This is a genomic window from Tersicoccus phoenicis (assembly GCF_001968835.1).
Classification (GTDB): domain Bacteria; phylum Actinomycetota; class Actinomycetes; order Actinomycetales; family Micrococcaceae; genus Tersicoccus; species Tersicoccus phoenicis.
The window spans coordinates 15,423-28,722 of the sequence record NZ_MRDE01000055.1 but is presented as its reverse complement, the minus strand read 5'-3'; the positions used below and the strand labels follow the sequence as shown (position 1 = coordinate 28,722).

The 13,300-nt window shown below is 71.0% G+C and carries 9 protein-coding genes, 1 tRNA gene and 1 pseudogene; 5 read left to right on the top strand and 6 right to left on the bottom strand.

Annotated features, from left to right (window positions below):
* Positions 1-362: pseudogene (locus tag BKD30_RS08495) on the top strand (hypothetical protein); the annotation flags it as partial.
* Between the two features lie 78 nt (positions 363-440).
* Here BKD30_RS08495 and BKD30_RS08490 read toward each other — a convergent pair.
* Together BKD30_RS08490 and BKD30_RS08485 are read right to left on the bottom strand one after the other, a co-directional pair.
* Positions 441-1,796: a GNAT family N-acetyltransferase gene (locus BKD30_RS08490; protein WP_076703968.1), complete on the bottom strand. Its 1,356-nt coding sequence runs from the start codon at positions 1,794-1,796 to the stop codon at positions 441-443.
* 91 nt (positions 1,797-1,887) lie between these two features.
* On the bottom strand, positions 1,888-3,219 hold the full coding sequence (locus BKD30_RS08485; RefSeq protein WP_076703967.1) for a GNAT family N-acetyltransferase: 1,332 nt from the start codon (positions 3,217-3,219) through the stop codon (positions 1,888-1,890).
* A 164-nt stretch (positions 3,220-3,383) separates the two neighbouring features.
* On the opposite strand from BKD30_RS08485, the gene BKD30_RS16120 reads away from it, so the two are divergent.
* On the top strand, positions 3,384-5,900 hold the full coding sequence (locus BKD30_RS16120; protein WP_076703965.1) for a CAP domain-containing protein: 2,517 nt from the start codon (positions 3,384-3,386) through the stop codon (positions 5,898-5,900).
* Between the two features lie 76 nt (positions 5,901-5,976).
* Here the strand turns inward: BKD30_RS16120 and polA are convergent, their stop codons facing one another.
* Positions 5,977-8,685 (bottom strand): DNA polymerase I, encoded by a 2,709-nt coding sequence (gene polA, locus BKD30_RS08475; RefSeq protein WP_083956163.1) that lies wholly within the window; start codon positions 8,683-8,685, stop codon positions 5,977-5,979.
* Positions 8,686-8,838: 153 nt separating this feature from the next.
* Between polA and BKD30_RS08470 the strand changes: the two genes are divergently transcribed.
* Together BKD30_RS08470 and BKD30_RS08465 are read left to right on the top strand one after the other, a co-directional pair.
* Positions 8,839-9,321, top strand: a complete 483-nt coding sequence (locus BKD30_RS08470; protein WP_083956159.1) for a hotdog fold thioesterase — start codon at positions 8,839-8,841, stop codon at positions 9,319-9,321.
* A gap of 198 nt (positions 9,322-9,519) precedes the next feature.
* Positions 9,520-10,548, top strand: a complete 1,029-nt coding sequence (locus BKD30_RS08465; RefSeq protein WP_076703962.1) for a PHP domain-containing protein — start codon at positions 9,520-9,522, stop codon at positions 10,546-10,548.
* 59 nt (positions 10,549-10,607) lie between these two features.
* Here BKD30_RS08465 and BKD30_RS08460 read toward each other — a convergent pair whose 3' ends face one another.
* Together BKD30_RS08460 and BKD30_RS08455 are read right to left on the bottom strand one after the other, a co-directional pair.
* Positions 10,608-10,817 carry a hypothetical protein gene (locus BKD30_RS08460; protein WP_076703974.1) on the bottom strand — a complete coding sequence of 70 codons (210 nt, stop codon included), beginning with the start codon at positions 10,815-10,817 and terminating at the stop codon, positions 10,608-10,610.
* Positions 10,818-10,896: 79 nt separating this feature from the next.
* A tRNA-Leu gene (locus tag BKD30_RS08455) sits at positions 10,897-10,981 on the bottom strand.
* Positions 10,982-11,180: 199 nt separating this feature from the next.
* Between BKD30_RS08455 and BKD30_RS08450 the strand changes: the two genes are divergently transcribed.
* On the top strand, positions 11,181-11,732 hold the full coding sequence (locus tag BKD30_RS08450) for an ANTAR domain-containing response regulator (protein ID WP_076703973.1): 552 nt from the start codon (positions 11,181-11,183) through the stop codon (positions 11,730-11,732).
* A gap of 24 nt (positions 11,733-11,756) precedes the next feature.
* Here BKD30_RS08450 and pyk read toward each other — a convergent pair whose 3' ends face one another.
* Positions 11,757-13,259: a pyruvate kinase gene (gene pyk, locus BKD30_RS08445; RefSeq protein ID WP_076703961.1), complete on the bottom strand. Its 1,503-nt coding sequence runs from the start codon at positions 13,257-13,259 to the stop codon at positions 11,757-11,759.
* Positions 13,260-13,300 lie beyond the last annotated feature (41 nt).

Below are 13,300 nucleotides of genomic sequence, written 5' to 3'. Positions count from 1 at the left end.
AGCTCGCGCTGCTGGGCGAGCTCTGGCCGCTGGTATCGATGCGGCTGAACTTCTTCACCCCGACGAAGAAGCCCACCGGCTACGCCACCACGGCCGACGGGCGCCGCAAGCGCCTCTACGACACGCCGAGGACCCCGTGGCAGCGAGTGCTCGCATCGGGGCTGCTCAGCGCCCAGCAGGTCCGCGCCGTCCAGACCCGTATCGAGGGCGTCAACCCGGCCGATCTGACCCGGCGCATCAACCAGATACAGCTGCGGCTCATCGACCTCTCCCGCGACCGGACCGAGGCCATGACCGCCAGCCGGCACCTCGACATGGCATCCTTGGAACCGTCGATCCGTCGACTCCAGACAACCAGATGACCCCAAGCCTCGCGCTCACCACGCGTGAGGCACCAGGTCAGCTCTCGCGCTCACTTCTCAGTGAGGCACCTCGGGCGGTCAGAAGTCGGTGAGGCACTGCGGCACGCGATCGGTGGCGAGGATGGCGGCGAGTCGCTGCACCGCCTCGGGATCGCCGTCGACGGCGCCCGCCCGGGCGAGGGTGAGCACGCTGATCCCGCCCAGGTAGGCGGAGCTGAGGGCGGCCACCGACAGGGTGACCTCGGCCTCCGATTCCGGCCCGGCAGTGACGCCGTCGGCGACCCGCACAGCGGTGAGCCGGCCGTCCGCCGACACGAGGTCCAACGTGCCCGCGGCGATGCCGAGATCGTCGGTGACGGCGAGCCGGACGGAGCCGGGCGCCCCGCCGGGCCGGGCCTGCAGCGCGGCGACCGGGTCGAGGATGCGCAGCCAGAGGCTGTCCTCCCGTTCCGTCACGGCGCAGACGCGGGTGTCCGCCACGGCCCAGCGCAGGGGCTCGTCCACACTCGCATGCTCCCAGGTGACGACGTCGACCAGGTCCAGGGAGCCGAGCAGGTTCCACAGCGCTCGGTAGGCCTCGTCCGTGACGGCCACGAAGTCACGCACGCGTACCGTCGTCGGGCCGGTCTCCCAGCCGGAGAACTTCCACGTCACGTAGCCGTCCGGGACTCCGTCCGCTGCCCAGTGCGCGGCGCCGCGGACGGCGGTGTCCGGCTCGAGATCCTCCTCGCGCAGCGTGCCGTCGATGACCCCCGGGTAGGACGCCTGCCGGTCCATCGAACCGGGCGTGACGGCGTGCCAGCGGGCGAAGACCGCCCGGGCGATGTCGGCGATCGCCTCCCGTTCGACGAACTCGGTCGCGCCGGCACCGTCGGCGCTCGCCTGGCCGGCCGCGCCCGCACCGCCGGCACCGCCGACGAGGGACAGACCCCGGCGGGTGTCGATCCGCAGCGACTCCCGTTCGACGGCGACGCCGAAGCCGAACCTTCCGTAGATGGTCGCCTCGGACGCGAAGAGCGCCGCCATCGCGAGCCCCGCGTCGGCGGCCCGGCGCAGGTCCTCGGTCATCATCCGGCGCAGCAGCCCGCGCCGGCGGTGCGTGGCGCGGACGGTGACGGCGGTGATCTGGTGGGTGGGCAGCAGTGCCGCACCGGTGTTGAGGGTGTGCCGCATCGTGCCGAACGTGGCCACCGGCACCGCGGTGTCGACGGCGCCGTCGGGCGTGCCGGTCGCGTACGCGCCGGTCAGCTCGCGGTCGTCCTGGCGGTAGAAGCCGACCATCCGCTCGACCTGGCCGGGCACCGGTGGGTTCTCGTGGAAGCCGCGCCTGACGGCTTCGATCCACGCACCAGTGACGGCGTCGGCACGGGCGTCCTCGCCGGTGCCGTCCAGGGCCGCCCGGAACCGGCGGATCTCGTAGTCGGGGTGCTGCACGCGGGACCTCCGGTTCGGGACGGTGACGGCGGGTCGGAATGGGTCGCTCGGAAAGGGTGGTTCAGAAGGGGTGGCTCGGAAATGGGGCCGCTCAGAAGTGGGTGATGCAGTACGGGGCGCGGTCGACGGCGAACATCCGGGCCAGCTTCCGGATCGCCGTCTCGTCCCCGCGGATCCGGCCGGCGTCGGCCAGGGCGCCGATCGTCGCACCGCCGAGGAACGCCGAGCTGAGCGAGGCGACGTCGATGGTCACGTCCGCGTCGGTGCGGGGCCCGGTCGCGGTCTGCTGCACGGACGGGACGCCGCCGGAGACGCCGACGTCGAACGTGCCGGCGGCGAGGTCCAGCGGGTCGGTGACGGCCAGGCTCAGTTCGCCGTCACCGGAGTAGCGGCGTGCCTGCAGGCAGGCGATGGGGTCGAGGACGCGCAGCCAGAGCAGGTCGGAGCGGCCGGTGACCCGGTAGCCGCGGGTGTCGGCCATCGCCCAGGGCAGCGGGTCGTCGATGCGGGCGGTGTCGTAGCGCACACGCTCGATCAGATCGAGGTTGCCGATGAAATTCCACAGGCCGAGGTAGGAGTCCGGTCCGGTGGCGACGAGATCGAGGATCTTGATCACGGGGACGGCGTCGGTGCTGCCCCGGCCGTCGACGTACCGGTAGGTGAGGTAGCCGTCGGGTGCGCCGTCGTCGTCGTAGTGCAGCGCGGCGCGGACGCTGAGGTCCGGCTCCTCCCGGTACCCGTTGATGGTGCCGTCGATCCGCGCGGGGTAGGCGGCCTGCCGACCCACGGACCCGCGGGTGTTCTCGTGGAACCGGGTGAACACGTCGCCGGCCACCTCGGCGATCGCCTCGCGGCGGGCCAGCTCGACGACGCCGACGGCGCCGTCCTCCGCCATCGGCAGAGCGAACCGGGAGGTGGTGTCCAGTTCGACGGTGCTGGTCTGGGTGGCCACCCCGAAGCCGAACCGACCGTAGATGGTGGCCTCCGTCGCCGTGAGCGCGGCGATCGGTAGGCCGGCGCCGTGCGCGGAGGCGAGGCTGTCGGTCATCATCCGGCGCAGCAGGCCGCGGCGGCGGTGGGTGGGCCGGACGGTGACGTCGGAGATCAGGTGCGCCGGTAGCAGCGCGTCACCGGTGCTCAGCGTGTTCGTGAACGAGGTGAAGGTGGCGACCGGCACCTCGGCGCCCACGGAGTACCGCGGGGCGTCCGCGACGTACACCCCCGTCATCAGCCGGTCGTCGGCGTGGTAGTACCCGGCCTCCCGGCGCAGGGTGCGCGGGGTGAACGCCTGGTCGTAGAAGCCGCGGTTGACGGCCTGCAACCAGGCCTCCGTCTCCGGGGGCACCGCTCCCGAACCTGCCGCTCCGTCGTCCGGCCGGCCGGCCCGGAATCGGCGGATCTCGTACTGGTCGTGTTGGCTCACCCGACCAGCCTACGGGCACGAGTACCGGGCGAGTCTGACACGACGTCGTCCCGACACCAGCTGGGTGCTACCGGGGAGGCCGCTGATGAGGCATGATGAAGCAGCGACTCGCGGGCCACCGACTGGGGGCGGTCGGCGGTCCCTTGACGAGAAAGCGAATCCTCATGAACCGGTCTCACCCGAAGACGGTCCGCGTCCTGCTGGCCGCCGTCCTCTCCCTGGCCCTCAGCGCCGGGTCCATCAGCACCGCGGTGGCCGCCCCGGCCATCACCGGCTCGACCCGCGCGGGTGCCGCCACGTTCTCCAGCACCACCAGCCCCGCCACCGCGGCCAAGACCACGGGCACCACCAGCCCGGCGGCGGCGCCGGCCATCACCGGACCGTCGGCGGCCTACCGGGCGCAGGTCACCGACATCTTCAACGGGATCAACACCTACCGGGCGTCCAAGGACCTGCCCAAGCTCAAGCTCGGCGCCGCGGCCGGCGCGGTCGCCCAGGACGGCGTCATCGCCGCCTCGAAGATGACCATCCCGGACCACAACGCCACGTTCGGCACCGACCCTCGGGTCGCCGGGCAGATCGACGGCGGCGCGGAGAACCTCGCCGGCTGGCAGACCACCAGCGGCCAGGACGCGGTCAACGGGTGGATCGGCTCCCCCGACCACGAGTCCACGATGGTGTACCCGGACTACAACGTCATCGGCATCGGCTACGTCACCGCCAACCCGGCGTTCGAGTCCCTGGCGATGGCCGACTTCTACACCTACAAGAATCTCCCGACCAACGTGTTCGACAGCCCGGACGAGTACTTCGCGTATCTGGCCAAGCCGGAACTGGCCGCCGGTACCGCGACGATCACCGGCAAGCCGCAGCAGCGGTTGGCCCTGACCGCGGCCACCACCGGGTTCACCACCCCGGGTACCGCCCTGGCCTACCAGTGGTACCGCAACCTGAACCCGATCCCCGGGGCCACCGGCCCCACCTACACCCTCGGCGACGCCGACAGCCAGCAGTACATCCAACTCCGGGTCACCGCCACCGCCCCCGGCTACCGCCCATTCGACGTGACCGTCAACGGCCCCCAGGTCTGGTCTGGCAAGCCCTCCGCTACCGGGTGGAGCATCATCAACGGAATCGCTCGGGCAGGTGAAACGCTCGAAGCGTCGGTGGTGCAGTGGGTGCCGACCGAGACGGACGTCACTTACCAGTGGCTGCGGGACGGTAAGCCGGTCGCCGGCGCCACGGGCACCAGCTATGCACTGACCACCGCCGACGTCGGACATGTCATCAATGTTCGGCAGACCGGTACCTACTTCGACCTGTCCACCACCTACCTGTCCAGTGACTCAGCCCGGGTTGCTGACCCGGTGGAGGTGTCCCGGTCGGCGGAGCCGTCGATCACCGGGACGCTGAAGGTCGGGGTGCCGGTGCGGGTCAACCCGGGTACCTGGGAGGCCGGCACCAGCCTGTCCTACCAGTGGCTGGACAACTACCTGAACCCGATCCCCGGGGCCACCGCCGCGACCTACACCCCGACCCCGGACAAAGCCCTGGGCACCCTGGCCGCCCGGGTCACCGCCACCAAGCCCGAGCGCATGCCGGTGACCGTGACCACCTACTCCACCGACACCGTCGCCCCCGCCACCCTGGCCTGGACCACCCGGGCGCCGTCGATCAGCGGCAGCCTGGCCGGGCCCGCCACCCTGACCGCCGACCCCGGCGCCTGGCCCGGCGGCACCCGGATCCAGTACCAGTGGTACCGGGACAACGCCAAGATCCCCGGCGCTACCGGCAAGACCTACGTCACCCGTGAGACGGACCGGGGCCGCCGGTTCCAGGTCGAGGTCACCGTCACCGACGGGTACTCCACCCTCACCAAGCGGTCCGCGACCACCGCGCCCGTCGCCCCGCTGCCCGCACCGAAGCCCAAACCGACCCCTGCCCCGGCGCCGAAGCCGGTCCCGGCACCGTACCGGCCGACCCTGGCCCGCGGTGAGGTGATCGCCGTCGGCCCCGACGGCACCCTGTGGGACTACCACGCCAACGTCGGCGGTCGCACCAAGGTCGGCACCGGGTGGCAGCCCGCCGTGAAGGTCTACAACACCGACTGGACCGGGGACGGGATCTCCGACATCGTCGCCCAGTGGAACAACGGGGACATCCGCCTCTACACCGGGCTGCGCTCGGGCGGGTTCTCCATGCGGATCATCGGCCGCGGCTGGAAGCCGATGGAGATCGCCCTGGGCACCTGGACCCGCGGCGCGAAGCGACCGGAGATCATCGCCCGGTCCAACACCACCGGCATCCTCTACCGGTACGGCAACCCCACCGGCGGGATGATCCAGTCCGCCCGGCCCATCGGGGCCGGCTGGAAGGGCTACACCTTCGTCGTCTCCGACTGGGGCAACGACGGCACCCCCGACCTGCTCGCCCGCAACGCCCGCGGCCAACTGCTGCTCTACCGCACCAACGGGGCCGGTGCGTTCCTGAACCAGTGGCGCCCCGTCATCGGCAACGGCTGGAACGGGTACACGTTCTACCCCCACCAGCTCTACGGCACCAACGTCATCGTCGGCGTCGACGCCTGGGGCGGGAACTGGGCCTACCGGCTCCGCACCGGCGGCGGGTTCATCCCCCGCACCTGGATCGGCGCCGGCTGGCGACCCTACAAGGTCGGCTGACCCCCACCACCCCCTCGGCTACGGCCGGTCACCCCACCCGGGCGACCGGCCGTAGCCGTCCCCCCCGGACGACGCCTCAGTGGGCTGCCTCGTGCCAACTGCGGCCCAGGCCCACCTGAACCTCCAGCGGGACGGTCAGGTCGGCGGCCCCGGCCATCTGCTCCTGCACCAGCGCGGTCAGCGCTTCCTCCTCCCCCGCGGCCACCTCGAGCACGAGTTCGTCGTGCACCTGCAGCAGCATCCGGGAGGACAATCCGGCGGCCGTGATCGCCCGGTCCACGCCGAGCATCGCCTTCTTGATGATGTCCGCGGCCGAGCCCTGGATGGGGGCGTTCAGGGCGGCACGCTCGGCCATCTCCCGCAGCTGCCGATTGTCGCTGGACAGGTCGGGCAGGTAGCGGCGGCGGCCCTCGATGGTGGAGGTGTACCCGTCCTTGCGGGCGGTCTCGACGATGCCGCGCAGATAGTCGCGGACCGCGCCGAACCGGGAGAAGTAGTCGCCCATCAGGGTGCGCGCCTCGTCGACGCCGATGGCCAGCTGCTTGGACAGGCCGAACGAGCTGAGCCCGTAGGCGAGCCCGTAGGACATGGCCTTGACCTTGGACCGCATGGCCGGGGTGACGTCGGCGGGCGCCACCCCGAACACGTGGGACCCGACGAACCGGTGCAGGTCCTCCCCGTTGCGGAACGCCTCGATCAGCGCCTCGTCCCCGGACAGGTGCGCCATGATCCGCATCTCGATCTGCGAGTAGTCCGCCGTCAGGAGGGTGCGGTACCCGTCACCGACGACGAACACCTCGCGGATCCGGCGGCCCTCGTCGGTGCGGATCGGGATGTTCTGCAGGTTCGGGTTCATCGAGGACAGCCGCCCGGTGGCCGCGATGTTCTGCACGTACGTGGTGTGGATCCGGCCGTCGTCGGCCACGGACTTGACCAGCCCCTCCACGGTCTGGCGCAGCTTGCTGGCGTCCCGGTAGGCGAGCAGGGCGACGAGGAACGGGTGCCCGTCGGTGCGGGCGATCAGATCCGTGATGGCGTCCGCGTCCGTGGTGTACCCGGTCTTGATCTTCTTCGTCCGCGGCAGCTCGAGCTCGTCGAAGATGACGGCCTGCAGCTGCTTGGGCGAGCCGAGGTTGATCTCCTTGCCGATGACGGCGAACGCCTCGCGCTGGGCGGCGTCGATGGCCGCGCCGAAGTCGTCCGTCAACCCGGTCAGGTGAGCGGTGTCGGCGGCGATCCCGGCGAGTTCCATGTCACCGAGGATCTTGGCCAGCGGCAACTCGAGTCGGGTCATCAGGTCGGCGGAGCCCCGGGCGGCGAGTTCGTCGGTGAGGTATCGGCTCAGCCGCAGCAGGACGACGCCGTTTCGGGCGGCCGTCGCCACCCGGGTCTGTTCCTGGTCCCCGGTGAGGTCCAGTTCCGTCTGGGTGCCGGCGGCGTCGGTCCCGGCGATGCTGATCCGCAGGTGGTGCTGGGCCAGGTCGGCGAGCTCGTAGCTGCGGCGGTCCGGCTGCAGCAGGTAGCCCGACAGTGACGGGTCGTCGACGGCGCCGTCGAGCACCAGACCGCGGCCGCCGCGCAGCAGCTTGTAGACGGTCTTCAGATCGTGCACGACCTTGGGCGCGTCCCGGTCCCCGAGCCAGCCGGCCAGCACCGCTTCGGCGTCGGCGTCCAGGGCGGTCAGGTCGACCCGGGCGGCCACGGCTTCGGCGGCCTGTCCGGTGTCGCCACCGTCAGCGGCTGGCTCGGCTTCGGCAGCACCTGCCGCGTCAGCACCTGCCGGCTCGGCGACGAGCACCAGCGTCGTGCAGTCACCGCCGTCGACGAGCGGCACCAGCGCGACCTGGCCGGGCGCCGCGGCGAACCAGGCGGTCAGCTCGGCGGCGGTCGACGGCGTCGTCGGGTCGGGCGCGACGATCTCGTCGGCCGCGGGCGGCTCCTCCTGCTCCCCGAACAACTCGAACAGCCGCGGCTGCAGGGTGCGGATCTCGAGGGCGTCGAACAACTCGTCGACGGCCTCCCGGTCCGGGGCGCTGATGCCGAGGTGGTCCAGGCCCACGGGCAGCTCGACGTCGGTGACGAGCCGGTTCAGCTGCCGGTTGCGGCGTACGTCGTCCAGGTGGGCACGCAGCGAGTCGCCGACCTTGCCCTTGATCTCCGGCGCGTGCGCCAGCACACCGTCGAGGCCGTCGTACTGGGTGATCCACTTGGCGGCGGTCTTCGGGCCCACCCCCGGCACGCCGGGCAGGTTGTCCGCGGTCTCCCCGACCAAGGCGGCCAGGTCCGGGTACCGGTTCGGCGGGACGAAGTACTTCTCCTCGACGGCCGCGGCGTCCATCCGGGGCAGGTCGGTGACGCCCTTGCGCGGGTAGAGCACCGTCACCGCGTCGTCCACCAGCTGGAAGGCGTCCCGGTCGCCGGTGACGACCAGGACGTCGAAATTCGCGTCCTCGCCCTGCGTCGCGAGGGTAGCGATGACGTCGTCGGCCTCGAACCCGGCCGCCGTCACGGTGCGGATGTTCATTGCGGTCAGCACCCGGGTGATCAGCTCCACCTGACCCTTGAACTCGTTCGGGGTGGCGTTGCGGCCGGCCTTGTAGGCGTCGTACTGGCTGTCCCGGAAGGTGGGCTTGTCCAGGTCGAACGCGACGGCGATGTGGGTGGGCCGCTCCTGCTTGAGCAGGTTGATCAGCATCGAGGTGAAGCCGTAGACCGCGTTCGTGTGCTGACCGGTGGTGGTGCTGAACTTCTCGACCGGAAGGGCGAAGAACGCCCGGAAGGCCATCGAGTGACCGTCGATGAGCAGCAGGGTGGGTCGGTCCGGGCTCGTCGTCGTCTCAGTCACCCGTCCACCCTAGTTGTTGGACGACGGGGCGGTGACGGGCCGGGCCCGCGGGCGCCCGGCCCTGCGGGGAGCGGCGTGTGGAGCGGTGCGAGAATGAGCGCCGTGACGGATACGGATGGGCGCCTTGCCGCCCCGGACCTGACCGACCAACAGCGGGATGCGCTGCGTGCCCGCGGCATCCCGGACGAGCTGCACGCGCGGTTCCCGTTCGCGGGCACCGGGTTGGCGGACCGGATGGGCATCGTCTTCACGGAGCTGACGGTCGACCGGTGTGTGGCGACGATGCCGGTGGACGGGAACACCCAGCCGGTGGGACTGCTGCACGGCGGCGCGCACGTGGTGCTCGCGGAGACCCTCGGATCGACGGCGGCGTCCCTGTGGGCGGGTCCCGGCGTCGTCGTCGTCGGCACGGACGTGAACGCGACACACCACCGCGGCATCCGGAACGGCGTCGTCGTCGGCACCGCCACGCCCCTGCACCTGGGGCGGACCATGACCACGCACGAGGTCGTGATGACCGACGAAGCGGGTCGGCGGTTGTCCACGGCGCGGATCACGAATCTGATCCGACGCTGAGGCGTCGATTGCGCGTCCCCGACCTCTTGGCCTCGCACTCCAGCCCGATCAACGACAACACTGTTCGGGCCCAAGCGCCCCAGCCCAGACAGTAACCCTGCTGTTCGGGATGGAGTGCGAGGCGGTCAACCCGCTGGTGGGTCCGTTCGCGCCGCTTTGCCCTGCGTGAGTTTTCCGCGACGGTGCGACGATGGAGTCATGGACCCCGTCGACGCCCTGTCGGAGATCGCGTTCTGGCTCGAGCGTGAGCTGGCGCCCAGCTTCAAGGTCAAGGCGTTCCGTCGGGCGGCGGACACGATCCGGGGCCTGGACCAGGACGATCTGCGGACGCGGAATGCGGACGGCCGGCTGGGGAGGATGAAGGGCATCGGCGGCCGCACGGGCGAGGTGATCCGTCAGGCCCTGGCCGGTGACGTGCCGGACTACCTCGCGTCCGCCCGGGAGCGGGGCGCCCGTCCCCTGGCCGAGGGCGGCGAGACGCTGCGGGCGCAGCTGCGCGGTGACCTGCACAGCCACAGCGATTTCTCCGACGGCGGGTCGCCGATCGAGGAGATGGTGGCGGCGGCCGCCCTGCTCGGCCGGGAGTACCTCGCCCTGACCGATCACTCCCCCAGCCTGACCATTGCCAACGGGCTGAGCACCGAGCGGCTCGAGCGCGAACTGGACATCGTCGCCGGTATCAACGGGTCCGGTATCGACGCGGGTGCCGGGGTGCGCGTGCTCACCGGCATCGAGGTCGACATCCTCGAGGACGGCACCCTGGACCAGACACCGGACGTGCTGGACCGGCTCGACGTCGTCGTCGCGAGCGTGCACTCCAAGCTGCGGTCCGACCGGAAGACCATGACCCGGCGGATGCTCGCCGCGATCGCCGACCCGCACACCAACGTGCTCGGCCACTGCACGGGCCGGCTGGTGACGGGCGGGCGCGGCACCCGGCCGCCGTCGGAGTTCGACGCGGAGGCGGTGTTCGCGGCGTGCGCGGAGCACGACGTCGCCGTCGAGATCAATTCCCGGCCCGAGCGGGTGGACCCGCCCGACGAGCTGATCGCACTCGCGCTCGACGCCGGATGCCGGTTCAGCATCGACACCGACGCGCACGCACCCGGCCAGCTCGACTTCCTGCAGTACGGAGCCGAACGGGCCGAACGGCTGGGCGTGCCGGCCGAGCGGATCGTGACGACCTGGCCGGTGGAGCAGCTGCTCGCCTGGAGCGACGCCGGCTGAGGGCGGGACGCCGGACTCGCCCCGGAAGTAGCCGGGACAGCCCGGAGCTAGCCGTTGAGCTAGCCGAGATCCTCCGCGATCTCGCCGAAGGGGACAGTGCTGTCCACGTGCGCCTGGACCTCGTCGGGGGCGCGTCGCACCCGGACCCCGTACAGGCCGTCCGCGGCGGACTGCTGCAGCGCCGGCCGCACCGTCTCGATGAACTTCTCGTCCCGGCCGGAGAGGTAGCGCGTGTACGCGGCGGGCAGTTGCGGGGGTGTCTGAGCCATGTCCTCGTCCTCGTCTCTCGGCCGCCGGTCCGCCCGCCTGCCGGTGTGCCGGCCGCCGTCGTCGCCGAGGGCCCGCGGGTGGTGCCCGAAGTGGGACTCGAACCCACACACCTCTCGGTACCGCATTTTGAGTGCGGCGCGTCTGCCGATTCCGCCATTCGGGCGCGACCGGACCTGTTGTCCGGTCCGTGCGGGATTCCACTCTACCTGCCGATAGGCTGGAGCGGCGCACGTGGTCAGCCCGACCCGCGTGCTCGCGCAGTGAGGAGCACCTTCGTGTCAGAAGCGAATCAGCCGGCGACGGCGACCACCGGATCGCCGCAGCACGACGGCGGTGCCGGCCACCCGTCCCGCCGGGTCCTCGTGGCCGAGGACGAGACCCTGATCCGACTCGACATCATCGAGATCCTGCGGGGCGAGGGCTACGACGTGGTGGGCGAGGCCGACAACGGGCAGAAGGCCATCGACCTGGCCAGGGAACTCGACCCGGACCTGGTGCTGATGGACGTGAAGATGCCGGTGATGGACGGCATCACCGCCGCCGAGCAGATCGTGGCCGACCGGATCGCCCCCGTCGTCCTGCTGACCGCGTTCAGCCAGAAGGAACTCGTGGAGCGCGCCCGCACCGCCGGGGCGATGGCCTACGTGGTCAAGCCCTTCACCCCGGCCGACCTGATCCCGGCGATCGAGATCGCCTTCTCCCGGCACGAGGAGATCGTGGCACTCGAGTCGGAGGTGGCGGACCTGCAGGAGCAGTTCGCCACCCGGAAACTGGTCGAGCGGGCGAAGAGCCTGCTGATGACCAAGATGGGGCTGACCGAGCCCGAGTCCTTCCGCTGGATCCAGAAGACCTCGATGGATCGTCGGTTGAGCATGCGCCAGGTCGCCGAGACCATCATCAGCCAGATGGCCTGAGGCCCGGCCGACCGGCCTGGCGCCTCAGTGCTCCGGCCCGCCGGGGGTCGGGGTGGTCGGCCACGGGCCGAGGGGCTCCTTCTTGCGGTTGCCGTTGAGCACCGCACCGGCGTCCCCGAGGTCGCCGACCTTGTGCACCTTCAGCGAGTTGGTGGTGCCGACCTGCCCGGGAGGCGACCCGGCCGCGATCACGACGAGGTCGTCGATCTCCACCAGCCGGTTCTCCTGCAGGAACGTGTCCACGAACTCGGTCATCTGGTCGGTGTGCTGGACCGTCTCGGAGTAGACCGGCTGCAGCCCCCAGCCGAGGCACAGCTGGTTGCGCACGTGCTCGATCGGGGTGAACGCGAACACGGGCTTGCTCGGCCGTAGCCGGGACAACCGCCGCGCCGAGTCGCCCGACTGGGTGAACGTGCACAGGTACTTGGCGTCCAGCATGTCGCCGATCTCCACCGCGGCCCGGGTGATGGCGCCGCCCCGGGTCTTCGGCTTGGTGCCGAGCGGCGGGATGTGCTCGAAGCCGCCCTGCTCGGTGGCCTCGATGATGCGGGCCATGGTGCGGATGGTCTCGATCGGGTACTTCCCGACGCTGGTCTCGCCCGAGAGCATCACCGCGTCCGCGCCGTCGAGCACCGCGTTCGCACAGTCGGACGCCTCGGCGCGCGTCGGGCGGGGGCTCTCGATCATCGACTCGAGCACCTGGGTTGCCACGATCACCGGTTTGGCCCACCGGCGGGCCAGTTCCACGGCCTTCTTCTGCACCAGCGGCACCTGCTCGAGCGGCAGCTCCACGCCGAGGTCCCCGCGGGCGACCATGATGGCGTCGAACGCGTCGATGATGTCGTGCAGGTTCTCGACGGCCTGCGGCTTCTCGATCTTGGCGACGACGGGGGCGCGGCGGCCCTCCTCGTCCATGATCTCATGCACCCGGCGCACGTCGTCGGCGCTGCGGACGAAGGAGAGGGCGATGATGTCGGCGCCCTGACGGATGGCCCAGCGCAGGTCGTCCTCGTCCTTCTCGCTCAGGGCGGGGACGTTGACGGCGACGCCGGGCAGGTTGATGCCCTTGTTGTTGGACACGGCGCCCGGGACCACGACCACGGTCTGCACCTCGGTGGCGCCGACCGAGGTGGCCTGCAGGACGACCTTGCCGTCGTCGATCAGCAGGGTGTCACCGGTGCGCACGTCCTGCGGCAGGCCCTTGAACGTGGTCGAGCAGATCTCCTTCGTGCCGGGCACGTCCTCGGTGGTGATGGTGAACGTGTCCCCCACCGCCAGCTGGTGCGGGCCGTCCTCGAACCGACCGAGCCGGATCTTGGGGCCCTGCAGGTCGGCGAGGATACCGACCGGCAGGTTCAGCTCCTCCGCGGCACGGCGGATGTTCTCGTAGTTCGCGGCGTGCACCGCGTGGTCGCCGTGGCTCATGTTCAGCCGGGCGACGTTCATGCCCGCCTCCAGAACTGCCCTGGCCTGCGAGTATTCCTCGAGTGCCGGTCCGAACGTGGCGACGATCTTTGCTCTTCTCATGTCTCCCTAGCCTAGTGATGCCCGTGGTGGTTCGCTCGACG